Source organism: Kribbella sp. NPDC050281 (genome assembly GCF_040655855.1).
In the GTDB taxonomy this organism is placed as follows: Bacteria; Actinomycetota; Actinomycetes; order Propionibacteriales; family Kribbellaceae; genus Kribbella.
The window spans coordinates 12,112-33,991 of the sequence record NZ_JBFAKS010000019.1 but is presented as its reverse complement, the minus strand read 5'-3'; the positions used below and the strand labels follow the sequence as shown (position 1 = coordinate 33,991).

The 21,880-nt window shown below is 68.5% G+C and carries 24 protein-coding genes and 1 pseudogene; 9 read left to right on the top strand and 16 right to left on the bottom strand.

Going from position 1 to position 21,880, the window contains the following annotated elements:
• Positions 1-246: 246 nt before the first annotated feature.
• From AB0I34_RS21420 to AB0I34_RS21410, 3 genes are read right to left on the bottom strand one after another with little or no spacing between them, the layout of a single operon-like run.
• Complete coding sequence (locus AB0I34_RS21420) at positions 247-687, bottom strand: ATP-binding protein (RefSeq protein WP_360447644.1); 441 nt, start codon at positions 685-687, stop codon at positions 247-249.
• 34 nt (positions 688-721) lie between these two features.
• On the bottom strand, positions 722-1,117 hold the full coding sequence (locus tag AB0I34_RS21415; RefSeq protein ID WP_360447458.1) for a low affinity iron permease family protein: 396 nt from the start codon (positions 1,115-1,117) through the stop codon (positions 722-724).
• Entirely contained in the window at positions 1,104-1,940 is an 837-nt protein-coding gene (locus AB0I34_RS21410) for an alpha/beta hydrolase (RefSeq protein WP_360447456.1), read from the bottom strand. Before AB0I34_RS21410 ends, AB0I34_RS21415 begins: the two co-directional genes overlap by 14 nt.
• Before the next feature lie 180 nt (positions 1,941-2,120).
• Between AB0I34_RS21410 and AB0I34_RS21405 the strand changes: the two are divergent.
• The 3 genes and pseudogenes from AB0I34_RS21405 to AB0I34_RS21395 all read left to right on the top strand — a co-directional run.
• A pseudogene (locus AB0I34_RS21405) lies at positions 2,121-2,834 on the top strand (serine hydrolase domain-containing protein); the annotation flags it as partial.
• 122 nt (positions 2,835-2,956) lie between these two features.
• Entirely contained in the window at positions 2,957-3,190 is a 234-nt protein-coding gene (locus AB0I34_RS21400; protein WP_360447648.1) for a hypothetical protein, read from the top strand.
• Between the two features lie 119 nt (positions 3,191-3,309).
• Positions 3,310-4,521 (top strand): MFS transporter, encoded by a 1,212-nt coding sequence (locus AB0I34_RS21395; protein WP_360447454.1) that lies wholly within the window; start codon positions 3,310-3,312, stop codon positions 4,519-4,521.
• 6 nt (positions 4,522-4,527) lie between these two features.
• Here AB0I34_RS21395 and AB0I34_RS21390 read toward each other — a convergent pair whose 3' ends face one another.
• The gene (locus AB0I34_RS21390) at positions 4,528-5,307 is read right to left on the bottom strand and encodes a serine/threonine-protein kinase (protein WP_360447452.1); all 780 of its coding nucleotides are present in this window, start codon (positions 5,305-5,307) and stop codon (positions 4,528-4,530) included.
• 356 nt (positions 5,308-5,663) lie between these two features.
• On the opposite strand from AB0I34_RS21390, the gene AB0I34_RS21385 reads away from it, so the two are divergent.
• A complete protein-coding gene (locus AB0I34_RS21385) occupies positions 5,664-5,921 on the top strand; it encodes a WhiB family transcriptional regulator (protein ID WP_360447642.1) in 258 nt (85 codons plus the stop codon).
• A 106-nt stretch (positions 5,922-6,027) separates the two neighbouring features.
• Here AB0I34_RS21385 and AB0I34_RS21380 read toward each other — a convergent pair whose 3' ends face one another.
• Positions 6,028-6,660 carry a helix-turn-helix domain-containing protein gene (locus tag AB0I34_RS21380; protein WP_360447450.1) on the bottom strand — a complete coding sequence of 211 codons (633 nt, stop codon included), beginning with the start codon at positions 6,658-6,660 and terminating at the stop codon, positions 6,028-6,030.
• An 88-nt stretch (positions 6,661-6,748) separates the two neighbouring features.
• Between AB0I34_RS21380 and AB0I34_RS21375 the strand changes: the two genes are divergently transcribed.
• The 3 genes from AB0I34_RS21375 to AB0I34_RS21365 are packed head-to-tail and all read left to right on the top strand — an operon-like array spanning position 6,749 to position 9,694.
• Positions 6,749-7,420, top strand: a complete 672-nt coding sequence (locus AB0I34_RS21375; protein WP_360447448.1) for a hypothetical protein — start codon at positions 6,749-6,751, stop codon at positions 7,418-7,420.
• Between the two features lie 2 nt (positions 7,421-7,422).
• A complete protein-coding gene (locus AB0I34_RS21370; RefSeq protein WP_360447446.1) occupies positions 7,423-8,682 on the top strand; it encodes a cytochrome P450 in 1,260 nt (419 codons plus the stop codon).
• A 58-nt stretch (positions 8,683-8,740) separates the two neighbouring features.
• Positions 8,741-9,694: a LysR family transcriptional regulator gene (locus AB0I34_RS21365; protein ID WP_360447444.1), complete on the top strand. Its 954-nt coding sequence runs from the start codon at positions 8,741-8,743 to the stop codon at positions 9,692-9,694.
• Here AB0I34_RS21365 and AB0I34_RS21360 read toward each other — a convergent pair.
• From AB0I34_RS21360 to AB0I34_RS21325, 8 genes are read right to left on the bottom strand one after another with little or no spacing between them, the layout of a single operon-like run.
• Positions 9,678-10,865, bottom strand: a complete 1,188-nt coding sequence (locus AB0I34_RS21360; RefSeq protein ID WP_360447443.1) for a VWA domain-containing protein — start codon at positions 10,863-10,865, stop codon at positions 9,678-9,680. The genes AB0I34_RS21365 and AB0I34_RS21360 overlap by 17 nt on opposite strands.
• Positions 10,855-11,553 (bottom strand): SRPBCC family protein, encoded by a 699-nt coding sequence (locus tag AB0I34_RS21355; RefSeq protein ID WP_360447441.1) that lies wholly within the window; start codon positions 11,551-11,553, stop codon positions 10,855-10,857. The genes AB0I34_RS21360 and AB0I34_RS21355 overlap by 11 nt, the downstream gene beginning before the upstream one ends.
• Positions 11,550-12,428 carry a MoxR family ATPase gene (locus AB0I34_RS21350; protein ID WP_360447439.1) on the bottom strand — a complete coding sequence of 293 codons (879 nt, stop codon included), beginning with the start codon at positions 12,426-12,428 and terminating at the stop codon, positions 11,550-11,552. Before AB0I34_RS21350 ends, AB0I34_RS21355 begins: the two co-directional genes overlap by 4 nt.
• Positions 12,425-13,006: a nucleotidyltransferase family protein gene (locus tag AB0I34_RS21345; RefSeq protein WP_360447437.1), complete on the bottom strand. Its 582-nt coding sequence runs from the start codon at positions 13,004-13,006 to the stop codon at positions 12,425-12,427. Before AB0I34_RS21345 ends, AB0I34_RS21350 begins: the two co-directional genes overlap by 4 nt.
• A 5-nt stretch (positions 13,007-13,011) precedes the next feature.
• Positions 13,012-13,902, bottom strand: coding sequence for an XdhC family protein (locus AB0I34_RS21340; protein WP_360447435.1), 891 nt, complete (start codon positions 13,900-13,902; stop codon positions 13,012-13,014).
• Between the two features lie 7 nt (positions 13,903-13,909).
• A complete protein-coding gene (locus AB0I34_RS21335) occupies positions 13,910-16,303 on the bottom strand; it encodes an aerobic carbon-monoxide dehydrogenase large subunit (RefSeq protein WP_360447433.1) in 2,394 nt (797 codons plus the stop codon).
• The gene (locus AB0I34_RS21330; protein WP_360447431.1) at positions 16,300-16,824 is read right to left on the bottom strand and encodes a (2Fe-2S)-binding protein; all 525 of its coding nucleotides are present in this window, start codon (positions 16,822-16,824) and stop codon (positions 16,300-16,302) included. The genes AB0I34_RS21335 and AB0I34_RS21330 overlap by 4 nt, the downstream gene beginning before the upstream one ends.
• Positions 16,821-17,711 carry a xanthine dehydrogenase family protein subunit M gene (locus AB0I34_RS21325; protein ID WP_360447429.1) on the bottom strand — a complete coding sequence of 297 codons (891 nt, stop codon included), beginning with the start codon at positions 17,709-17,711 and terminating at the stop codon, positions 16,821-16,823. Before AB0I34_RS21325 ends, AB0I34_RS21330 begins: the two co-directional genes overlap by 4 nt.
• A 175-nt stretch (positions 17,712-17,886) precedes the next feature.
• Between AB0I34_RS21325 and AB0I34_RS21320 the strand changes: the two genes are divergently transcribed.
• Positions 17,887-18,201, top strand: a complete 315-nt coding sequence (locus AB0I34_RS21320) for an XdhC family protein (RefSeq protein ID WP_360447427.1) — start codon at positions 17,887-17,889, stop codon at positions 18,199-18,201.
• Between the two features lie 5 nt (positions 18,202-18,206).
• A complete protein-coding gene (locus tag AB0I34_RS21315) occupies positions 18,207-18,986 on the top strand; it encodes an XdhC/CoxI family protein (protein ID WP_360447425.1) in 780 nt (259 codons plus the stop codon).
• Between the two features lie 2 nt (positions 18,987-18,988).
• Here AB0I34_RS21315 and AB0I34_RS21310 read toward each other — a convergent pair whose 3' ends face one another.
• The 3 genes from AB0I34_RS21310 to AB0I34_RS21300 all read right to left on the bottom strand — a co-directional run bounded on the left by AB0I34_RS21310 (position 18,989) and on the right by AB0I34_RS21300 (position 21,807).
• Complete coding sequence (locus AB0I34_RS21310; RefSeq protein ID WP_360447423.1) at positions 18,989-19,831, bottom strand: alpha/beta hydrolase; 843 nt, start codon at positions 19,829-19,831, stop codon at positions 18,989-18,991.
• 270 nt (positions 19,832-20,101) lie between these two features.
• On the bottom strand, positions 20,102-20,566 hold the full coding sequence (locus AB0I34_RS21305; RefSeq protein WP_360447421.1) for a helix-turn-helix domain-containing protein: 465 nt from the start codon (positions 20,564-20,566) through the stop codon (positions 20,102-20,104).
• Positions 20,563-21,807, bottom strand: coding sequence for an MFS transporter (locus tag AB0I34_RS21300; RefSeq protein ID WP_360447419.1), 1,245 nt, complete (start codon positions 21,805-21,807; stop codon positions 20,563-20,565). The genes AB0I34_RS21305 and AB0I34_RS21300 overlap by 4 nt, the downstream gene beginning before the upstream one ends.
• Positions 21,808-21,880: the final 73 nt, after the last annotated feature.

Below are 21,880 nucleotides of genomic sequence, written 5' to 3'. Positions count from 1 at the left end.
GGCCAGCCGCTCGGCGGCGTAGGAACCCGGTGCCCCGCGAACCACGGAAATCGGAGCCTCCGCGATGCGCCGCACCCCTGAGGTGGTCGCGCTCGCGGCGGCCAGGGGGCGGAGGACCGGCGGCAGGTACATAGGTCTACCCCGGTCCGTCCGTTGTGCGACTCATGGCGATGCGTCCCCCTCCGCGCAAGCGCGCGTTCCCCGACTGGATGCAGAAGGTCCCGCTCCTGATACGCATTCACATGCTCAGACGCGGACCGGACTCTCATCGGGGCCGGGTGGTTCGAAGTCGGCAAGATGATGTTCCAGGACCCCGTCCGTCACGTCGCCCCGAGCCCCGCTGATCCGGTTGCCGGCCTGGCGCCGGCGGATCGTGGTGTGGTTGACGTCCAGGTAGATGAGCAAGAACTCGGCGCCGGCGGCCAGGGATCGCCAGCCGTCGCGCAGCGAGCGCAACGAGCTGGTGTCGTCGACAATCACTGTCCGACCGGCGGCGAGCAGAGCGCGGACTTCGGCGCCGGCGAGCTCGTGGGTGCGGATCCACTCTTCGACCGGGATCCCGTCACCGCCCCATAGCCCACGGCGTTCGTTGATCTCGTCGAGGCTGACCACCACCGCGTCAACCTTCGCCGCGAGTGCCTGCGCATAGGTGCTCTTGCCGGAGTACGCCGTACCGCACATCAGCACCAGCAAGCCTCGGCCTGTGGGGTGGTTCGGCATGTCAGTGGCGGGCTTCGAGGCCGATGGCGTCGCGGAGTTTCTGGGTGGCTTCCTCGAGGTCCGGGTCGGTGCGGGACTGTGATGCCATCAGTTCGGCCAGGGCCTCGGCGATCACGTTGAGCTTCTCCTGGGACGCTTCCTCGGCCCGGCGGGCGGCGTTCTCGAGCAGGACCAGCAGGAGCAGGGTGATGACACTGGCGACTGTGTGGATGGCGACCTGCCAAGACTTCAGATCCACCCACAACGGCAGGCTGACCAGCCAGACAATGACGATCCCGGCGCAGAGAAAGAAGAACGGGGCTTGGCTGACGCGGAGGTAGGCCGTCTGCACGAACCGATCGAACAGCGACCGCCGGTCGCCTTGCTCGCGAGTCTCGGCCGCCTCACTCCGTTCCATCGTCGGAGCGTAGTGCGCGCCGCTGCGTGGTGCCACTTCCTGGCGGTGGGTCTGCCGGTTGCCACAGGTCGAGCAGGAGCTCGTTCACCTCGTCGGGGCGTTGCTGGTGGGGGGAGTGGTCAGCACCCTCGACCTGGACAAAGGTGGCGCCGGTCTCCGTCGCGATGAACCTCGACGTGGCGATGAGTGCTTCGCCGGCCGCGGCGCGGTAGTCAGCCGCGGCTGTCTCCCAAGTGCCGGCGAGGACCAGCTTCGGATACGTCGCGGAGCGGATCGGCTCCAGCGATACGTCGGCGTTCCAGCACGGCCGCTCGTGGAGCGCCGAACCAGCGGCGCGCAGCGACCACTCGTAGGGCTCGGGAACCGGCTGATCACCCCAGACAACCCGGAGATACTCCTCCGCCGTCATCGACTGGGTACTCGGCCAGTAGCGGCGGTTGCCTTCGAGTGCCTTCGCAACCACCGGATCCGAGGTCGCGACAGCCAGCGCCGCCGGCTCGATCAGGGCCAGCGAGGCGACCAGGTCGGGCCGGCGCGTGGCAGCGAGCATCGCGACCACGCCGCCGTACGAGTGCCCGACCAGGTGACTCGGCTTGTCCATCAGGCCGGTGATGTCGTCCGCGTCGACGTCGTAGTCACTCATCTCCGTGTCCGGACTCTCCCCGAACCCCCGCCGGTCCACGACAAGAATCCGCAGATCCCGGCCAAGCTCCCGCTGCCCTGCGTACGACGCCTGTCCCCAAGACAACGTGCCGTGAATCAGGATCACCTGGTCAGCCGAGGATTCACCGTCATCCCACACCGTCACGTGTATCGGCAGCATCCCCAGATCCTAGGCACCGACCCGGTCAAGGCCTCCGATCCGGCCAGGTGGTCTCAACCGCAGTAACAACGACGGAGGCGTTGTCGCTGGACTTCTCGAGGGGGATGGGCGGAAGCTGGCCGGACTGGTCGCTGTGCTCCTGCTGACAGCGTTGGTCGCGGTTGTCTCGGGGAGGCGGTCATGAACTCCGAGGTTGCCCAACGCCTCGCCCAAGAGGTCGCCGCGAAGGGAAAGGTGCCCGGGCTGTCATTTGCCGTCGCCGGACCTGAAGGACTTCTGTACGCCGGGACAGTCGGGTACGCCGACCTGGCGGAGCACCGCGAGTCCACCGTCGACGACCAGTACCCGTGGTTCTCCATGACCAAGATCGCCACGGCGACAGCCGTCGTACGGCTGCACGTCGACGGCAAGTTGGACCTCGACACACCGATCGGCACCTACCTTCCCGGCTACCGGCCGTCTGCCGAACATGGGCACCCAACCACGCGCCAGTTGCTGACTCACACCGCCGGCCTGGCGAACCCGCTCCCGATCCGTTGGGTCCGACCCGAGGGTGATCGCGAGGACCCGGCCCTGCTGGACCGGATTGTCGGGAAGCACGGATCGCCCAGGAGAGCAGTCGGAGGTCGAGCGGCGTACTCGAACATCGGGTATCTCCTCGCAGGAAAGGTCATCGAGGCTGTCACGGGGGAGTCGGTCCAGGACCATGTCCACCGGTCTGTCCTGGAGCCACTCGGGATGAAGAACACCGGCTATGAGTTCCAGGCGAGCGGTCCTCGATCCATCGGCTATGTCCGCCTCAACCCCGCCGCGGTTCCGGTACTTCGTTGGGCGCTGCCCAACGGGATCGTCGGCAACCGAGTTGCCGGCCACACCGCTCTGCGCCCCTTCCTCGTCAGCGGCCCGGCGTACGGCGGTCTGGTCGGGACCGTGACCGACGCGGCACTGCTCGCAGCCGTCCACAGTGCAGGCCCGTCGGATGATCACCCCTTCTGCCCTACGAGCAGGTGGAGGCGATGCGCACGATCAGCGCGCCCGGGAAGCCGTTCGACCATGGCATCGGCTGGTTTCGTCCCCCGGCCAGCGCCGACTGCACTCCGGCGTACGTCGAGCACTACGGGACGGGATGCGGCTTCTGGAACGCCATGCGGATCTACCCGCACCGGCGACTCGCGATGGTTGCCATGACCAACACCACTTTCCGGTGGGATTTCGACGACCTCTTCACCCATCTCGAGCAGCTGCGATAGCGCTCCCCCCATTGACCGGAACTCCCGGTGGGTGGACTTTGAAGAGGGGGGATGTGCGGATGTCAGTGGTTTCCGGCCGGGCGGGGAGCGCCCGAACTGCAGGCGCCGAGGTGCATCGGGTGGGATGGGGCTTCATCCTGCTGTACACGTTGGCGTATCTGAGTACCTGCTTGGTCTTGATCGCACCGCTGCTGGTCACCTTGGCGTTGAAGGTGAACTCGCTGGTGGGGATCGACAAGGCGCCGAGCAGCCTGGCCCTGGTCGCCGGGATCGGTGGCCTGGTCGCGATGGTCTGCAATCCGTTCTTCGGCAAGCTGAGCGACCGTACGTCGTCCCGGCTGGGCATGCGGCGGCCGTGGATGGTCATCGGCCTGGTCGGTGGTTCGCTGGGCATTCTCGTGGTCGCGGTGGCGCCGAACATCCTCATCGTGCTCGTCGGGTGGTGCACTGCCCAGCTGTTCTTCAACGCATTGCTCGCCGTCCAGGTGGCGGTCCTGCCGGATCAGGTCCCAACGGCGCAACGCGGCGTGGTCGCCGGCGTACTGGGAGCTTGTCTGCCGATCGCCTCGGTCAGCGGGACCTTCCTCGTCAAGCTGTTCACCGGAAATCAAGTCCTCATGTTCTTGGCCCCGTGCGTGATCGGCGGGTTCTTCATCCTGCTGTTCGCGGCGGTTCTCGACGATCGGCGACTGGCCAAGGCGGACAGGCCGCCCTGGTCGCTGCGAGAGTTCGCCGGCACGTTCTACGTCTCACCGCGCAAGAACCCGGACTTCGCCTGGGTCTTCGTCAGCCGGTTCCTGTTCGTGCTGGCGTACGCCTTCCTGTTCACCTACCAGGCCTACTACCTGCTCGAGAAGATCGGCAGCGCCGAGGCCGACGTACCGCGACAGATCTTCCTCGGCACGCTGATCCAGTCCAGCGTCATCGTCGTTGCTTCGCTCATCGGTGGCCGGCTGTCCGACTGGACGGGCCGGCGGAAGGTCTTCGTCCTCAGTGCGTCCATCGTCTACGGGCTGGCGATGCTTGTCATCGGTGTCGCCGTCGACGTCAACGGCTATCTCATCGGGATGGCGATCGGCGGTCTCGGATTCGGCATCTACATGGCCGTCGACCTGGCGCTCGTTATCGACGTCCTGCCGGACAAGGCCAACGCGGCCAAGGACCTCGGCGTACTCAATATCGCCGGCGCCCTGCCAGGTTCTGTCGCGGCGGCGGTCGCTCCGGCCATCCTGGCGGTCGGCGGTGGCAGTTACGGCGTGCTGTACGGCGTTGCCGGAGTGTGCGCGATCGTCGGGGCGTTCGCCATCGTCCCCGTGAGGAGCGCCCGCTGACTCTGGCTATTCGCTGCCCAGCTGACGGATCTCCGTCAGCGCGGCCTTGGCCTCATCCGCCGTCGGTCGGCGTTCAGGGTGCTTGGCGAGCAGCCCGTCGATGATCGGGCCCAGGCGACCGGTCCGGGGTGGCGTGCCCCGGAGTACGGCGAGAAAGCTGTCGCCACGGTCGAACGGCGGGTGGCCCTCGACGCCGGCGAACAGGGTCGCGCCGAAGGAGTACAGGTCGGCCCGGGGATCCGGCTTGCGCCCCCGGGCCTGCTCCGGCGAGATGTAGCCAGGAGTCCCGGACCGAGTGTCGGTGGGCACGCCCGAGAACGACGCGATGCCGAAGCCGGTGAGGACGACTCTGCCGTCCGCGCAGACCTGGACGTTGGCCGGTCTGACGTCTCGGTGCACAATCCCCGCCTGGTGCACAGCCTTCAGTACGTCGAGCAGCCGCAGGCCAATGTCGGTCGTCCGGTGGATCGGCAGGGGTCCATCGACGGAGAGCACGTGCGCGAGCGAGCGGCCGGTCAGCGGTTCCATCACGATCCAGAGCACATCGCCCTGGCGGACGACGTCGTAGATCCGGACGAGGCCCGGGTGATCGACGCGGGCCACCGCGCGAGCCTCGTTGAGCACCCCCGCATCGTCCCGATCCGGCTCGCGCACGTGGTAACCCCTCAACGCCACCGGCCGCTGGAGCACCTCGTCCTCTGCCAGGCCGCCACAACCAAGCGGGGACCCGACGCGGTAGCGGTCGGCGACCAGCTGGCCCGGGCCTAAGGCCGCTGCCCGACTCATCGCACCAGTGCCTCCTCGAGTGGACCGAGGTCCTTGTCGTACGAGCACCACGATCGGCTGAGTGAATCGGCCCCGGCATCCCGGCGACCACCACTCCCGGCTACCGGTCAGCGGTAACCGGTCGGCGGGCAAGCGGCCGCGGGTCAGCGCTATCTCCCCATTGCGGTCGCCCTCATGGATGCCAGCGGGCCGTCGTTTGTTCCTGCTGGCTGCAATGCGCATGGGGTGCTGCCTGCGACGACACGTTGGTAGAGGCAAGTCAGTCTGGCTGGAATGAGCTGTCCCGCGGAGAACGGAGCCGCACGATGAGTCTCTCGATGGACCTGCCCGCTGCCGGGGCGACGTCCGGGAGGTGGATGTTCAGCGCTGCGTGCGCGGGCCTGGATCCGGAGTTGTTCTTCCCGATCGGGACCACGGGGCCCGCGATAGCCCAGATCGAACAGGCGAAGCAGATCTGCTGTGGCTGCGGTGTGCTCGACGAGTGCCGTCGGTGGGCGATGAACACCGGGCAGGAGGCGGGGGTCTGGGGCGGGCTGTCCGAGGAGGAGCGCCGCGCCCTGAGGCAACGCAGGATCGAAAAACGGCGGCGCGAGCTCCGTCAGTTGTTCGATTGAATCGGACCAGCCGCATCGTCGTCGACGTCGCCCACCAGTGGTGAGCGGTGGGTATTTCGCCTGAGCCAGACGGTTCAGGGCCACGCGCTGCGGTTGCTCCCGGCAACTACTCGGCGGGCAGTAGTTGGGTGGTCAGGGCGTCGGCCGTCCACCGCTCCCATCGGCTGGGGCTCCAACCGCGCCGTTCAGTGAGGTACTGATACATCTCGGGGCTGAGCAGGGCGAGGGCGATGTCGGTCGCCATGGCTGGGTCGAGGCCGTCGCGGAGGGGGCCTTTCGCTGCGAGCGCAGTGATGAGCTGCTCCATCACGATGGCGCGCTGGGTGTTGTTGGTCTCCCAGAGATCGGCGAGCTCAGGGTCGGCGGTGGCGGCGCTGGCGACGATCTGAAGCACGGGGGCGACGCGTCGGTAGATCTCGCGCGCGAGTCGCGCCTGCTCGCGAAGTTGCTCGCGCTGGCCGGCCTCGGAGATCGCTGCGCGCACCCTGGGGCGTTCCAGGGTCGGCACGGGTTCCTCGTCGCCGGCAACCGCGGTGTCGAGGATCTCGCTGAGCAGGGCCCGCTTGGTGCGGAAGGTGAAGTAGAGGGTCTGCACCGCCACTCCGGCCTCGTCGGCGATGGCCTGCATCGAGGTGGCGGCGTATCCACGCGCGGTGAACAGACCGAGCGCCGCCGTGCGCATCCGGCGTCGGTTGGCGCGCGTCTTGTCCGCTCTGCTGGTGGTCCCGCTCGCGTTCATGGTCGGAGCCTAGCAGTTGACTAGAGTGTTGCTCTAGTGATCCACTAGAGCAACACTCTAGTGATGCCCTCGAACGGAGATCCGATCCATGAGCGAGACCGTTGTGCAGGCCGGCGTCATACGCCGGCAGTTGCGTACCACCGCAAGGTTGACCGCGCTGATCGGCGGACCGCTGTTCTGGCTGGGGACGCTGCTGCATCCCGCCCGTGACGGGTGGAGCATCGCGGCCGTCGGGGAGCGGTACGGGCTCACGCACGACATCCAGGCAGCAGGCCTGTTCCTGCAGATCATCTGTCTGGCGAGCGTTATCGCGTTGGGGACCCAGGTCACCCGGCGGCGAGATCTCCGCGCGTGGTACGCGGCCTTGTCGGGCGCGCTGCTGTGGTTCGCGCTGATCATCTTCGACGGATCGCACAACCCGGTCCGAGCGGAGTACGAGCCAAGCCTGGTGCACGAACCGGCCGACCTGAACACGCCCGCCGCTCTGATCGTCATTCCGGCCCTGGTCGTGTTTCCACTCGGCTATCTGTTGCTGGCCCGCACGCTCAATCGACCTGGCCTGCGGTGGACCGGCGTACTGCTCGGCGTCGGCGCCACGGTCTACACGATCGGCGGGCTGTTCATCTTCACGTCGGGCCCGCGATTCGGGCTCATTCAGATCTTCGAAGTCGCCGGCGCCACCCTGTACGCGGTCGGGTTCGTCCAACTGGGGCGCGCCGCAGCCAACGACCTCACCCTGCCTCCCGTCTCGGCCGCCTAGTCATGGCTGCCTCCCGGACTTCCGTCACTGCTGCGACGACCATCATCGAGGACCTGCTGTCGCCGGCTGGGCGGGCCGACCCGTTCCCGCTGTACGCCGCGGCGCACGGAATCGGTCCGGTCCTCGCCGTGACCGACGACGTCTTCCTCGTGTGCGGTTACGCGGAGGTCAATCAGGTGCTCCGAGACCCAGGTTTCGGGTTCCCGGACGCGGCACCGAGCCACTCCACGACGACGGCCGGCGCCGACGCCCTCCTGTCGATGAACCGGTCGATCCTGCGGGCCAACCCACCGGACCACGCCCGCATGCGCTCCTTGATCTCCCAGGTGTTCACGCCGCGCCGAGTCGCCGCACTGGAGCCGTCGGTTCTGAACGCTGTGGACAACCTGCTCGACGGGCTCGCCAAGTCTGGGGCCGACGGTCAGACCATGGACTTCATGGATCAGTTCGCGTTCCAGTTGCCGGTCACTGTGATCTGCGAACTCCTCGGCGTCCCGGTGCAGGACCGGCACCGCTTCCGCCCGCTGGCATCCGACCTGACGGCAGCGCTGGAACTGTCCGGCGGCGTCGCCGGCCCCGCTGACGCGGCTGCACGCGAACTGGGCAGCTACTTCACGCATCTGATCAGCGAACGTCGCGCGGCGCCGGGCAACGATCTTGTCAGCGCTCTGGTGGCCGTCAACGACGCGGACGACAGCCGCCTGACCGACGAGGAACTGCTCGCGAACCTCATCCTGCTGCTGGTCGCCGGCTTCGAGACGACCACCGATCTCCTCGGCAACGGCCTGGCGCTCCTGCACCAGCATCCGGACGTCGTCGCTGCTCTGCGCTCTGATCAGACGACGGCCGCGGGCTTCATCGAAGAGGTACTGCGCTTCGACTCCCCGGTGCAGGTCGCCACCCGGATCGCACACGCCGGCGGACTGGTCGTCGGTGACCTCTCAATTCCCGCCGGCAGTGCCCTGGTCCTGCTGCTCGGAGCCGCGAACCGCGACCCGGTCCGCTTCGACGACCCCGATCACTTCGACCCGGCCCGCGCCGACAACAAACCCCTCAGCTTCGGCGCCGGCCCACACATCTGCCTGGGCAACAGCCTCGCCCGACTCGAAGCGTCGGTCGCGTTCCCACGCCTCCTTGCCCGCTTCCGCAACCTCTCAGCAGACCCCACCCAGGCGCCTGTCCGCCGGGACAGGCTCGTCCTGCGTGGCTACCAGACCCTCCCGATCCGCCTCGAGATCGCCTCTGCTCCGGGAGTCAGCTGATCGTCGTGCCGACCGGCACGCGGCGAGAGCCGGGCGGCGGCTCTACGATGGCGAGACGATGACGCCTACTCAGCTTCGCGCGTTCTCCGCGGTCGTGCGCCTCGGTTCGGTGAAGGCCGCCGCCGCTGAACTCGAGGTCACCGAGGCGGCCGTTTCCCTGCACGTTGCCCAACTGCGCAAGGAACTCGGCGACCAATTGTTCACCCGGACGGCGTCAGGGCTGGCGTTCACTCCCGGCGGCCTGCGGCTGGCCAGCCGTGCCGTGGAGTTGCTCGGACTGCAGAACCGGACGATCCAGGAGGTCAGCCAGGCCGGGCGCGGCCGGAGGCTGATGCGGATCGCGGCCTCGACCCTGTTCGCCGAGTACGCCGCCCCGGGCCTGATCGAACTGTTCGCCGGCCGAGCGGATGACCTGGACGTCGAGTTGAGTGTGCATCATCCGCGCCAGTTCGCGGCGCTGTTGTCCGAGCGTTCGGTCGACGTTGCCCTCGGCCCGGTTCCGCCCGGCCTGCCCGAGTTGATCCGCCGCGTCCCCTTCCTCAACTACCGGCTCGTGGTGGTTGCCGACAGCGAGCATCCGGCCGCGATCGGCCCGGCCCGGCCGGCGATGCTGCGTGAGCAGACGTGGTTGCTCGGCCCCTCGGCGGTCACTGACGGCGCGGTCGCGGCGATGTTGCGCAAGCTGGAGGTGCCGGAGCAGAGGCAACGGATCTTCCAGAGCCACGCGGCGGCGATCGAGGAGGCCAAACGTGATGGGGGAGTCGCGGTGGCCTTGTCGTCCGCGGTCGCCGGCGACGTCTCGAACGGCCGGTTGACGATCGTCACCGGTCGTGGACTGACGATGGGCGGGGTCTGGTCGGCGATGACGTTGCCGGCGCATGCCGTCGTACCGGCCGCCGCCGAGTTGACGCGCTTCATCACCACGCCGCGCGCCACCCAGGCGATGTTGCGGGGATCGGGCGTGACGATCGGGCATTTCCGGCCGTCGATCCACGTCACCTTGTGGAGTTGACCACCTCGGCCAGCGCGTCGAGGGTGTTGCCCGGGAGCAGGGCGTCGCAGTACGGCAGGGCCGCGACCAGTGCGCCGGTGAGTGGCTGGTAGCCGGGAGCCGCGACGCGCGGATTCATCCAGATCACCCGATGGGCGCGCCGGGACAGTCGTGCCATCGTCCGGGCCAACTGCTCGGGGTCGTCGCTGTCCCAACCGTCGGAGGCGATGATCACCACGGCGCCGCGGACGAGTGCGCCGTACCTGGACTTCAGCAGGCCGGCCACGTTGGTGGCGATGCGGGTTCCACCGAAGCGGTCCGCGACCAGAGTGGACGCCTGATCGACCGCGACCGCGACATCGCGATGTGCGAGTACGGCGGTCAGCCGCGTCAAGGTCGTTCCGAAGGCGAACACCTCCGCTCCGGCACTGATCGTTGCCGCCCGCATCAGATGCAGGTACGGCGTGATGAATGCCTGCATCGACTGGCTGACATCACACAGCATGACGAGGCGCCGCGGCTTGTGCACCGGGCCGGTGCGAACCAGTTCGGTCGGCTCCCAGCCCGTGCTGCGCGACCGCGCCATCGTGGCCCGAAGGTCGATCATCGTGCCGCGGCTGCGGGTTGCGAAGCGGCGGGTACGACGGGTCGGCCAGTGCTCGCGAGCACTCTCCAGCCACGCACCCACCTCCGCGAGTTGCACCGGGTCGAGCGCGTCGAACGGCGTGTCGCGCAGACCGGTGAGTGCGCTCGGCAGTCGTTCGGGCACAGCAAGGCCGGTGTTCGCGTCTTCGGCACGGCCGGTGGCGGCGGTGGGCATGGTGATCCAGGGCAGGCCTGCGCCGTCGCGAACCATGGCTGATGGTGGGATCCCATGGCTGGTGCCGCGGTCGGGGGCGGAGTCGAGCGGCCGGCGTCGGGACTGCGGATCGACTGCGACAACCGTGTCCGCGAAGACGGCGGCGAACACTGCGTCGTACCTGTCCAGGTCCTGTCTGCGGCGTACCAAGGTGACTCGGCCGAGCCAGTACAGACGGCGCTGATTGTCCGCCGGCTGCACCGTCAGTGCCTCGGTGAAGAGTTCCGTCGCGGTCAGGTCGACGGAGATGCCCGCGGTTCGCAGTCGCTCGGAGAACGCCACGGCGAACGACGCGCGGTCGACCGCACGGAAGAGGACGGCATCATCGGACAAGGAAGTAGATCACCACCGCCACGATCACGACGACGATCAGCACAGGCACCAACCGCCGTGCCACCGAGCCGCCGGCGAGGTGCATCAGGTCGAGTGGAGCCGGCTCGGTGCTGACGGCCGAGGCTCGCGGCGAGTCCGCCTCGTCCGACGCCACCGTATCGACCGCGCGATCGCCTGCCTGTCCATCCCCGCCGACCCGGCTGGGCGCGGGCTCAGCTGCGGCTAGGTGCTCGGCGCCCAGTGCGCCCGCTGCCAGCTTGGCTTCCAAGCAGGTGGTGAACTCTCCGAGGAGCTTCTCCGAGACTTGTTTGATCATGCTGCTGCCGAACTGGGCGACCTTGCCGGAGATGCTCAGGTCGGTGTCGACGCTCACCCGGGTGCCGGCCGGGTCGGGCGTGAGGTCCGCGGTGATCCGCGCGGAGGCGTTCCCGGACCCGCGCGAATCCTTGCCCTTGGCATCGATCACCGCATGGTACGTCGCGTCGTCCTTGGTCTCGAATCGCGCGGTACCACCGAAGTCGCTCACCACCGGACCGAGCTTGACCCGGACCTTGCCCTGGTAGTTCTCGCCGTCGAAGCCGGTCAGCTGGGCACCCGGCAGACACGGCGCGATCGCCTCGAGGTCGGTCAGCACAGCCCACGCCTGGGCGGGCGGCACGCTCACGGTGAACTCGTGGGTGATCCTCATGCTGTCCCCTCGCTCGGTTCGAACAGTTCGGTCATGGCGTCCACGTCGTCGGGCGACTTGGCGATCGCCGACAGCGTTCGGAGCGCGTCGTCGCGACCCAGCGAGGTCACTCCGAGCGCGCTCAGCGCGGCGACCCAGTCGATCGTCTCGGCCAGCCCGGGCGGCTTGTCGAGGTCGAGTTGCCGGGCCCGGCCGACGAAGTCGGTGACACTGCGCACGAGCGGTTCGGCGGCGGCCGGGATCCGGCGCCGGACGATGCGCACCGCGCGGCCGGGTGAGGGGAACTCGATCCAGTGGTAGAGGCAACGGCGCCGCAGCGCATCGTGGAGCTCGCGGCTCCGGTTCGACGTGAGGACGACGTACGGCGGCCGGGCGGAGGCGAACGTGCCGAGCTCCGGGATCGTCACCGACGCTTCGCCGAGGAACTCCAGCAGCAGCGCCTCGAACTCGTCGTCGGCCCGGTCGATCTCGTCGAGCAACAGCACCGGTGGCACCGGGCCGGTCGCCGTGACACTGCGCAGGATCGGGCGCTCGATCAGGAACTCGGAGGTGAAGAGGTCGGTGTCCTGGAGTCTGTCGTGCCTGGACTCGGCCAGCCGGATCGCCAGCAGTTGGCGCTGGTAGTTCCACTCGTACAGCGCTTCGCGTGCGGTCAGCCCTTCGTAGCACTGCAGCCGGATCAGGGACGTGCCGAGAACGTTCGCCAGGGTGAGCGCCGACGCGGTCTTGCCGACACCGGGCTCGCCTTCGAGCAGCAGCGGGCGGGGGAGCGTGCAGGCGAGGTAGAGCGCCGTCGCGGTGCCTTCGTCGAGAAGGTGGCCGGCCTGGTCGAATCGGGTGACGACCTCGTCGATGTCGCGGAACGGTGCCGTCATCGCTCGGTCCCCTGTGCCAGCAGACTTTCGTAGTCGTCCCAGGTGTCCACGTCCGCCGGCACCTCCGTGTCCACCGGTACGTCGACAACGGCGTGACGGCCCGACTCGATCAGCTTCCAGACCCCTTTGTCCCCGTGCAGTTTCGCGAGCTCGGGGAACACCGATCGGGCGAACCAGAACGGATGACCGATCCCGTCGCGATAGCGGCAGACGGCGATCGGTGCTTCCGCCTGAATCACCGACCGCGCGGATCGGACCCGGACTCCGGGCTGGTCGCCGAGCATCAGCACAATTCCGGTCGTCTGATTGTCGACAACGTCGAGCGCCGAGACGATCGAGGACGAGCAGCCGCTGCCGTACGACGGGTTCAGGACGACTGTCGCCCCGCTCAGGTCGACCGTCGCGCGGACATCCTCGGCCGCACCGCCCAGCGTGACGAGCAACTGGTCGAACGCACAGTCCCGCGCGGTTCGCAGTACGGCGTCCAGCAGCGTCGTACCGCCGTACGGGAGAAGCTGCTTCGGCTGACCCAGTCGGTGCGACCCACCCGCGGCGAGCACCAGTCCGGTCACGAACATGCCGGTCAACCCGCGACCTGCGCAGCGTAGGCGTCACGACACCCCTGGCTGCAGAACCAGTAGGTGGTGCCGTCGACCTCGAGGTACGGCGTAGCGGACTTGATCAGCACCGACATCCCACACACCGGATCCACGACCTGTACGGCGATGTCCTCCGCCGGAAGCTGGGCGGGGCGGAGACCGTTCTGCCGCATCGAGCGCACAACGTCCGCGAGCACGGACAGGGCGATCTCCCCGGGGGTCTCCGCGCCGAGGTCCAGGCCGACGGGTGTCCGGACGCGGGCCGACTCCTCGTCGGTCAGGCCGAGCTCGGCCAGCACCGCGCGACCACGCTTGCCGCTGGCAACCAATCCGACGAAGCCGACACCGGCGTCCAGCGCCGCCCGCAGTGGGTCGGTCTCGTCCCGGCCGAGCCCCGCCACGACCACGGCGAGCGTGCCCGGCGACGGCGGCTGGGTCCCGTCCAGCCGCTCGATGGCGAAGCCGGCCGCGGTTCCGACCGCGACCATCGCCTCAGCGATCGGGGTCGCGCCCGAGATGCCGAGCAACGGCGGCGGGATCTGTGGCTGCAGGAAGATCTCCAGCGAGCCGCCACTCAGGCAGGGATTGGTCGCCACCACGGCGCCGGGAACCTCCGGAAACGCATCCGCCGCCGTGGGGACGACACGCAGCAGCACGGCCCGGCCCTCGCTGAGAGCCGCGAGTGAGGCCGACACGACCGAACCCTCGGCGCAGATGCCACCCACGAATCCCTCCAGCGATCCGTTCGCCAGTACGACCGCGTCGTCACCCGGCCGCGCGGAGGTCGGGTGCTCCGCGCGGACGACGGTCGCGTGCACGAACGGCACTCGTGCAACAGTGAGTTCGGCGATCCGTTCGGTGACGGTTGTGTTCATGCGCACCTCACACCGGCGGCCGCGGCCGGCCCTGCATGGCGTCCCAGACCCTGGACGGTGTCAGCGGCATGTCCGCGTGCCGGATGCCGAACGGCTTCAGTGCGTCCACGACGGCGTTGACGACGGCGGCCGGTGACCCGACCGTGGCCGACTCGCCGATGCCCTTGGCACCGATCGGGTGGTGCGGTGACGGAGTGACGGTGTAGCCGGTCTCCCAGTCGGGGACCTCCAGCGCGGTCGGGATCAGGTAGTCCATCAGCGATCCGCCGAGACAGTTGCCGTCCTCGTCGAAGGCGATCATCTCCATCAGGGCCATCCCGACCCCGTCGGTGAGGCCGCCGTGCACCTGGCCCTCGATGATCATCGGGTTGATCCGCGTCCCGCAGTCGTCCACCGCGACGAACCGCCGTACCTTGACCACCGCGGTGCCGGGATCGACGTCGACGACGCAGATGTAGGCGCCGTACGGATAGGTGAGATTCTCCGGGTTGTAGCAGATCTGGGCCTCCAGACCGCCCTCGATGCCTTCGGGAAGGTCACCGGCGCCGTGCGCCCGCATCGCGATGTCCTGGATGGTGACCGCGGTGCCCGGGTCGCCCTTGACGTGGAACGAACCCTTGGTCCACTCCAGGTCCGCGACCGAGACCTCGAGCATGCCGGACGCGATGATCCGGGCCTTGTCGCGGACCTTGCGGGCGACCAGCGCGGCGGCCGCGCCGGAGACCGGGGTCGAGCGACTGCCGTAGGTGCCGAGGCCGAACGGCGTGTTGTCGGTGTCGCCGTGCACCACCTCGATGTCGTCCGGCGGGATGCCGATCTCCTCGGCGACGATCTGCGCGAACGTCGTCTCGTGCCCCTGGCCTTGCGTCTTCACCGACAGCCGGACCACGGCCTTGCCGGTCGGGTGGACCCGCAGTTCACAGCCGTCGGCCATGCCGAGGCCGAGGATGTCCATGTCCTTGCGAGGGCCGGCGCCGACCGCCTCGGTGAAGAACGAGACACCGATGCCCATGAGTTCGCCCCGGGCCCGGCGTTCGGTCTGCTCGCGGCGGAGTTCGTCGTACCCGGCGAGTTCCATCGACAGCCGCATGGTCTTCTCGTACTCGCCCGAGTCGTAGACCCAGCCGGTCTTGCTCTGGTAGGGGAACTGCTCGGGCCGGATGAAGTTCCGCAGCCGCAGCTCGGCCGGGTCCATCTGGAGTTCGTAGGCGAGACAGTCGACCAGCCGCTCGACCAGATAGACCGCTTCGGTGATCCGGAACGAGCAGGCGTACGCGACACCACCCGGCGCCTTGTTGGTGTAGACGGCGGTCATCTTGCAGTACGCCGCTTCGAGGTCGTAGCTGCCGGTGAACACCCCGAAGAATCCGGCCGGGTACTTCACCGGAGCCGCCGTACCGTTGAACGCTCCGTGGTCGGCCAGCACGTTGGTCCGGATCGCCTGGATCTTGCCGTCCCGGGTCGCCGCGATCTCGCCGCGCATGATGTAGTCCCGGGCGAAGCCGGTGCTGGTGAGGTTCTCCGACCGGTCCTCCATCCACTTGACCGGTTTGCCGAGCACGAGCGACGCGACGATCGCGCACACGTAGCCGGGGTAGATCGGGACCTTGTTGCCGAAGCCGCCGCCGAGGTCGGGGGCGATGACGCGGATCTTGTGCTCGGGCAGGCCGGACACGAGTGCGTAGACCGTCCGGTGTGCGTGTGGTGCCTGGCTCGTGGTCCAGAGCGTGAGCTTGCCGTCGACGCGGTCGTAGTCCGCGACGCATCCGCACGTCTCCATCGGCGCTGGGTGGACGCGCGGGTAGACGATGTCCTCCTTCACGACGACATCGGCCCGCGACATCACGTCCTCCGTCGCGGCGGCATCGCCGGTCTCCCAGTCGAAGCAGTGGTTGTCCGTCTTGCCTTCCAGGTCGTCGCGGATGACCGGCGCGTCCGCCGCCAGCGCGGTTCGCGCGTCCACGACCGGGGGCAGCGGGTCGTAGTCGACGTCGATCAGTTCGAGCGCGTCCCGGGCGGCGTACCGGTCCTCGGCGACGACGACCGCAACCTCCTGGCCCTGGAACCGGACCTTGTCGGTGGCCAGCACGGCCTGTACGTCGTTCGAGAGCGTCGGCATCCAGGCGAGGCCCTGGGCGGCGAGATCGGCGCCGGTGATGACGGCCTTCACCTTCGGATGCGCCTGGGCGGCGGTGACATCGATGCTCACGATCCGCGCGTGCGCCATCGGTGAGCGCAGGACCGCGAGGTGCAGCATGCCGGGCAGCTGGATGTCGTCGACGTACTTGCCCAGGCCGCGGATGAAGCGTGGATCCTCCTTGCGCAGCATCCGGCCGTGGCCGAGCGGCTTCTGGTCGTTGTTGTCGAACGTCTCGGTCGGGCGGGTCGGCGTGGCGGTCATGCGGGGCTCCCGGCGGTCTCTGGCGCGGGTTCGGCGGCGTCGGCGGGTTGCGCGCCGTCTGGGTGAGTCGCGGCCCAGCGGATCGAGCGGACGATGGTCGCGTAGCCGGTGCAGCGGCAGATCTGGCCCGAGATCGCCTCGCGGATCTCCTGCGGGGACGGGTCCGGGTTGCGGTCGAGCAGCGCGCGGGCGGTCATCATCATTCCCGGCGTACAGAAGCCGCACTGCAGTCCGTGGCACTGCATGAAGCCTTGCTGAACGGGGTCCAGGCCGTCCTCGGTCTCCAGGCCTTCAACCGTGCGTACGTCGTGGCCGCCGGCCATCGCGGCCAGGACGGTGCACGACTTGACCGGCTCGTCGTCCATCCAGACCACGCAGGTGCCGCAGTTGCTGGTGTCGCAGCCCCAGTGGGTCCCGGTCAACCGGAGGTGATCGCGGAGGAAGTGCACGAGCAGCGTGCGGCCCTCGATCTCGGCCGAGACCTCTTCGCCGTTGACGGTCATCGTCACCTGCATGGTCATGCCCTCCCTTGTCCGGAGCGTTCGTCGTACCGCTGGACCGCCGTTCGGAAGGCTCGGGTGGTCAGCTCCGCGGCGAGGTGCCGCTTGTACTCGGTGCTGCCGCGCATGTCGGTGACGGGCTCACTCGCCGCCGCGGCCAGTTCGCCGGCCTGCCGGAACAGCTCTTCGGACGGTGGGTTGCCGCGCAGCGTCTCGGAGATCGCCGGGATACCGGTCGTGTTCGGTCCCACCGCGGCCAGCCCGGCCCGGGCGTCGGCGATCACGCCGTCCCGGATCCAGACCGCGGCGCCCGCGGACACGACCGCCCAGTCACCGGCTCGGCGCTCGACCTTGTAGTACGCGCTGGAGCCGCCCGGCCGGACCGGGAATCGCACCTCGGTGAGGATCTCGTCGTCGCCGACGGCCGTCTCGTACGGGCCACGGTAGAACTCGTCCATGCTGACCACCCGTGTTCCGGACGGTCCCCGGATCACACAGCTCGCGTCCAGCGTCGTACACACCGCGGACAGGTCCTCGGACGGGTCGGCCTGGCAGAGCGAGCCACCGATCGTGCCGCGATTGCGGACCACGGGATCGGCGATCACTCGTTCGGCGTCGGCGAAGATCGGGAACAGCTCCGCGAGTTCGGCCGACTCCAGCAGCTCGCGGTGCCGGGTCATCGCGCCGACCCGCACCTCGTCGGGCGTCACCGTGATCCGGCCGAGTTCGTCGTGCAGTTCGTTGATGTCGATCAGGTACTCGAAGTTGGCCAGCCGGAGCTTCATCATCGGCAGCAGGCTGTGCCCGCCGGCGATCAGGCGGGCCGAACTGCCGAGCCGGTCGAGGAGCTCGACGGCGTTGTCGACACTGGTGGCGCGCTCGTACTCGAATGGTGCTGGAACCTGCATGCCGGGCTCCTTCGTCGACGCGGATACCTCGATGTCACCGCGCCGGCCCCCCACTGTCAACGGCTACCTAAGCCATTCCTTAGGTGCGCAGGCGGGAACCACACCGACCAATCGATCGCGGGCCCCCAAAGGGTCGATCGGGGCTAGTTTCGACATACCGGAAGGGAGGCGGTGAATGCGCGATCTGCTCGACGACATCGACCGGTGGCGAGCCGACGGTCGGGCCGTCGTACTCGCCCGGGTCGTGGACCTGGAGGGCTCCGGGCCGCGTGGTCCAGGCGCCGCGATGGCCGTCAACGATCGGCTGGAGGTGACCGGCTCGGTGTCTGGTGGCTGCGTCGAGGGTGCTTTGGTCACCGCCGCCGAGGAGGTGTTCAAGACCGGTGAGCGGTCGGTGTACACCTTCGGGTACTCCGACGGCGAGGCGTTCGCCGTGGGCCTGACCTGTGGCGGCACGATCCATGTGTTCGTCGAGCCGCTCGACTGGTGACGGGCGTGTACGCCGAACTCGCCGAGGCGCTGCGGACACGGCAGCCCGTCGTCCTCGTCACCGTGGTCGACGGCCCGGCGACCGGTGCCAAGCTGCTGATCACGGCAGCGGGGGAGCGGACCGGAAGCCTGGGCGACGCGGCGCTGGACGACCGGGTGGAGAGGGACGCACTGGGTGCGTTGGCCGCGGGGCTGACCGGCGTACGGCACTTCGGCCGGCACGGCGAGCCGGAGCGGACCGACCTCACTGTCTTCATCGAATCGTTCACGGCGCCGCGGCGAATGATCATCTTCGGCGCCGTCGACTTCGCCGCCGCGCTGACACAGGCAGCCAAGCTGCTCAAGTACGCCGTGACCGTCTGCGATGCACGTCCGATCTTCGCCACCCGGGCCCGATTCCCGCAGGCCGACGAGGTGATCGTCGACTGGCCCCAGCGACTGCTCACCCGGATCGGTGCGAGCCTGACACCACGCGACGCGGTATGTGTCCTCACGCATGATGCGAAGTTCGACGTACCCGCGATCGTCGCGGCGCTGGGCACCGAGGCCGGTTACCTAGGTGTCATGGGTAGCCGCAACACCCACCGCGATCGGCTGGAACGCCTTCGCTCCGCAGGCGTCCCCGAGGCGGCCCTGGCCCGCCTGCACGCCCCGATCGGCCTCGACATCGGTGCGCTGACCCCCGAGGAAACCGCTGTCTCCATCTGCGCCGAAATCATCGCCGAACGCGCCGGCCTGGAAGTCGTCCACCCTTTGCGACAGGTGAAGACACCGATCCACCACTGATCTCAGACGAGGTCGGGGCGTCCGTGGATCACGCGCACACCGGCAGGCAGTCGTGTGTTGCGGGCGAGCAGCGCGCCGTCCAGCCAGGCCTCGATCACCTCGGCCAGTTCCTCGGGGTGGTTGAAGTTCACCGCGTGCGCCGCCCCTTCGACGAGCACGACCGACAGGTGCTGGGAAGCGAGCCGGCCCACCTCGTGGACGCGAGACGGGGGCGGCATGAGCGGGTCCCGACCACCGAGGACGGCCAACGTCGGGACAGGGGTGTGCAGCAACCGCTCCAGGGACGGGTACAGGGTCAGCTCGTGGAAGAGGCGCAGACCGTTCACCGGTCCGAACCTCAGGTAGTCCGGCAGCGCGATCGGCGCCATCCTTGGGCTCTCGCGCATCACGTCCAACGCCAGCTGGCGGAGCGCGCGGGGCAGCGGCCGGTTCTGAATGCCCCCCGCGGGGGAGACCAGCACAAGTCGGTGGACACGCTCAGGTGCCTCGTGCGCCACCTCGAGGCCGATCGGACAGCCCATCGAGTTCCCGACCAGCACTGCCCGCTCGATGTTCAGCGCGTCGAGGATCGCCAGCAGGGCGCCGGCTAGCGCGGGAACGTTCAGCACCTGGTCGCGTCTCTCGCTGCGGCCGTAGCCCGGCAGGTCGGGCACCACGTTGACCCATCGGCCGGCCAGGAGGCGAGCCGTGGGCATGAGATAAGAACCGGAGATCGCGAAGCCGTGGATGTGTACGACGGGCACGCCACTCCCGCCGACGCTGCGCCGGTAATACACCGACCTGCCCTCGACCTGCACCTGCTCGGCTACCCAACCGTGCTCGGCACCCATGGCGAATTTTCTCACACCCCCAGACCGGGTAAGAGCTGTCGGCGCCTGAACACATGCGCGTCCCCGATCAGCTTCTACTGCAGGCCTGCCGTCGGTCAGAAGGGCAGCGTTCGGCCTGACGGCGTCCGGAGGTCGAGCTGCTGCGTGTCCCTGCGAGGTCGTACCGGCCTCCGGCGGATCCGAATCTGGCGCATGGCTAGCTCCTCTCAATTGATCAGAGCAACATTCACGCCCAAAAGTTCACCTCTGCGCCGGAAGTTTCCAGATCGACACCTGGGCTGGCTGTCAGCGCCAGTTGGTTCGGTCGGCGGGGCCTTTGGGGACTGGTTCGAAGGTGACGTCTTCGGTTGGTACGGCGTTGCCGTCTGGGTCGGTGAAGGCGACGTTCACCAGGTCGCTGGAACGTTGGTCCCGGCGTAGGACGGTCGGGCCGGCCTTGCGCGGGACGTGGGCGTCACCCCATTGCTGCAGGGCTGCGAGGACGAGCTTGAGGTCCTCGCCGGCCGCGGTCAGGTGATAGGACGAACGGGTCCGCTCGCCGTCGGCGCGGTATTCGTGCTTCTCCAGCAGGCCGGACTCGACCATCGCGGCCAACCGGTTCGCCAGGATGTTCGGGGCGATGCCGAGGTAGTCGCGGAAGTCGGCGAACCGAGTCGTACCGAGGTGCGCCTCGCGCAGGATCAGGAAGGTCCAGCGATCGCTGACCAGTTCGAGCGTCCGTGCGATCGAGCAGTTCGGCTGGGCAGTCATCGGGCCTCCTTCGCGGGACCGCGGCTGCGCGCCGCGAGCAGGCCGGCGGCCAGGATCACCAGCAACGCCAGCGTACCGATGACGGTCACGCCGAGCAGTAGCGCCGTACTCAATCCCGAGGCGGTGGCCACAAGCCCGAGGGTCAGCGCGATCGCCCCTTGCAGGAGGTAGGCGACCAGGTAGACGGCCGCGACTGTGCCGCCACGGTGGTGGGTGGGCGCGTGGGTGGCGATCAGCCCGAGTCCACCGGAGAAGAGCAGCCCGTACGCCGTACCTCCGACGACCGTCGTGGCGACGAAGAACGGCAGGGAGTGCTGGGTCGAAGCCAGCTCGAGCAGACCGAGATCGACCAGAGTGAGAACGGCGCCGAGCGGCACGAGCCGGTTGGCGGGGAACCGGCGGCCGGCGATCGCCGTCACGCCCGTCGCGGCGGAGAAGATCGCCAGCAGCAGGCCGATGACGAAGATGTTGCCGGTGCCAACCAGATCACGGATGATCTCGGCACCGAGCGCCAGGAACACCGAGCCGAACGCGTAGGCCGCGGTGACTGCGAGCGCCGCCGCCAGGTACAGCACTCGGATGCCTTTGGCAACGATGATCGGGCGCGGCCGCCAGCGGGCCTGGTTCTCGTCCTTGGTGTGCCGGGGCATCCGCCAGACCGCGACGAACACCATCGCGATCACCGCGAGCAGCACCCAGAAGTCCAGGTGCAGCGGTGCCGGCGCGTATTCGATCAGGCCGCCGCCGACGGTCGTCGCCAGGGCCAGTCCGACGGCAGTCGCTGCCGTCGTGATGGACGAGGCCCGGCTCGCCTTTCCGCGGGCGCTCAACTCGACCGCGGCAGCGGTGGCCGGAGTCAGGGCCAGACCCACACCGGCCCCCATCAAGGCGCGACCGGCGTACACCCAGCCGACCGACGGGGCGACGGCGAAGAGGAGTACGCCGACCAGCAACGCGCCGACGCCGTACAGCATCGTCTCCCGGCGGCCGATGTAGTCAGAGACTTGGCCGAAGATCAGCAGAAACGCGACGAGTACGACCGGATACACGGCGAAGATCGCGGTCGTCGCGGTGGGAGTGAGGTGCCAGGTCGAGGCGTAGAGGGGGTACGTCGTGGTCGGCGCGGCGCTCGTCCACAAGCTGATGGCCGCGACCGCTGCCGCGACCCAGAAGCTGGCTCGGCGGCTGAGGGTACGGCGGGTTGGTCCGGAGGTGGTCGCGGGGAGATCAAGAGCCGTCATGCAGAGGTCCTTCGGCAGGTAGCTGAGTTGCTCTTCCCAACCCGGAACACCTGAGTTGCTCACAACAATCCAG

Bases quoted from the DNA above. Each gene is read 5' to 3' on its own strand.
- AB0I34_RS21415 (WP_360447458.1), bottom strand. From the start codon at position 1,117: ATGGAACGGAGTGAGGCGGCCGAGACTCGCGAGCAAGGCGACCGGCGG.
- AB0I34_RS21410 (WP_360447456.1), bottom strand. From the start codon at position 1,940: ATGCTGCCGATACACGTGACGGTGTGGGATGACGGTGAATCCTCGGCT.
- AB0I34_RS21400 (WP_360447648.1), top strand. From the start codon at position 2,957: ATGCGCACGATCAGCGCGCCCGGGAAGCCGTTCGACCATGGCATCGGC.
- AB0I34_RS21390 (WP_360447452.1), bottom strand. From the start codon at position 5,307: ATGAGTCGGGCAGCGGCCTTAGGCCCGGGCCAGCTGGTCGCCGACCGC.
- AB0I34_RS21385 (WP_360447642.1), top strand. From the start codon at position 5,664: ATGTTCAGCGCTGCGTGCGCGGGCCTGGATCCGGAGTTGTTCTTCCCG.
- AB0I34_RS21380 (WP_360447450.1), bottom strand. From the start codon at position 6,660: ATGAACGCGAGCGGGACCACCAGCAGAGCGGACAAGACGCGCGCCAAC.
- AB0I34_RS21375 (WP_360447448.1), top strand. From the start codon at position 6,749: ATGAGCGAGACCGTTGTGCAGGCCGGCGTCATACGCCGGCAGTTGCGT.
- AB0I34_RS21370 (WP_360447446.1), top strand. From the start codon at position 7,423: ATGGCTGCCTCCCGGACTTCCGTCACTGCTGCGACGACCATCATCGAG.
- AB0I34_RS21365 (WP_360447444.1), top strand. From the start codon at position 8,741: ATGACGCCTACTCAGCTTCGCGCGTTCTCCGCGGTCGTGCGCCTCGGT.
- AB0I34_RS21355 (WP_360447441.1), bottom strand. From the start codon at position 11,553: ATGAGGATCACCCACGAGTTCACCGTGAGCGTGCCGCCCGCCCAGGCG.
- AB0I34_RS21350 (WP_360447439.1), bottom strand. From the start codon at position 12,428: ATGACGGCACCGTTCCGCGACATCGACGAGGTCGTCACCCGATTCGAC.
- AB0I34_RS21345 (WP_360447437.1), bottom strand. From the start codon at position 13,006: ATGTTCGTGACCGGACTGGTGCTCGCCGCGGGTGGGTCGCACCGACTG.
- AB0I34_RS21340 (WP_360447435.1), bottom strand. From the start codon at position 13,902: ATGAACACAACCGTCACCGAACGGATCGCCGAACTCACTGTTGCACGA.
- AB0I34_RS21335 (WP_360447433.1), bottom strand. From the start codon at position 16,303: ATGACCGCCACGCCGACCCGCCCGACCGAGACGTTCGACAACAACGAC.
- AB0I34_RS21330 (WP_360447431.1), bottom strand. From the start codon at position 16,824: ATGACCATGCAGGTGACGATGACCGTCAACGGCGAAGAGGTCTCGGCC.
- AB0I34_RS21325 (WP_360447429.1), bottom strand. From the start codon at position 17,711: ATGCAGGTTCCAGCACCATTCGAGTACGAGCGCGCCACCAGTGTCGAC.
- AB0I34_RS21320 (WP_360447427.1), top strand. From the start codon at position 17,887: ATGCGCGATCTGCTCGACGACATCGACCGGTGGCGAGCCGACGGTCGG.
- AB0I34_RS21305 (WP_360447421.1), bottom strand. From the start codon at position 20,566: ATGACTGCCCAGCCGAACTGCTCGATCGCACGGACGCTCGAACTGGTC.
- AB0I34_RS21300 (WP_360447419.1), bottom strand. From the start codon at position 21,807: ATGACGGCTCTTGATCTCCCCGCGACCACCTCCGGACCAACCCGCCGT.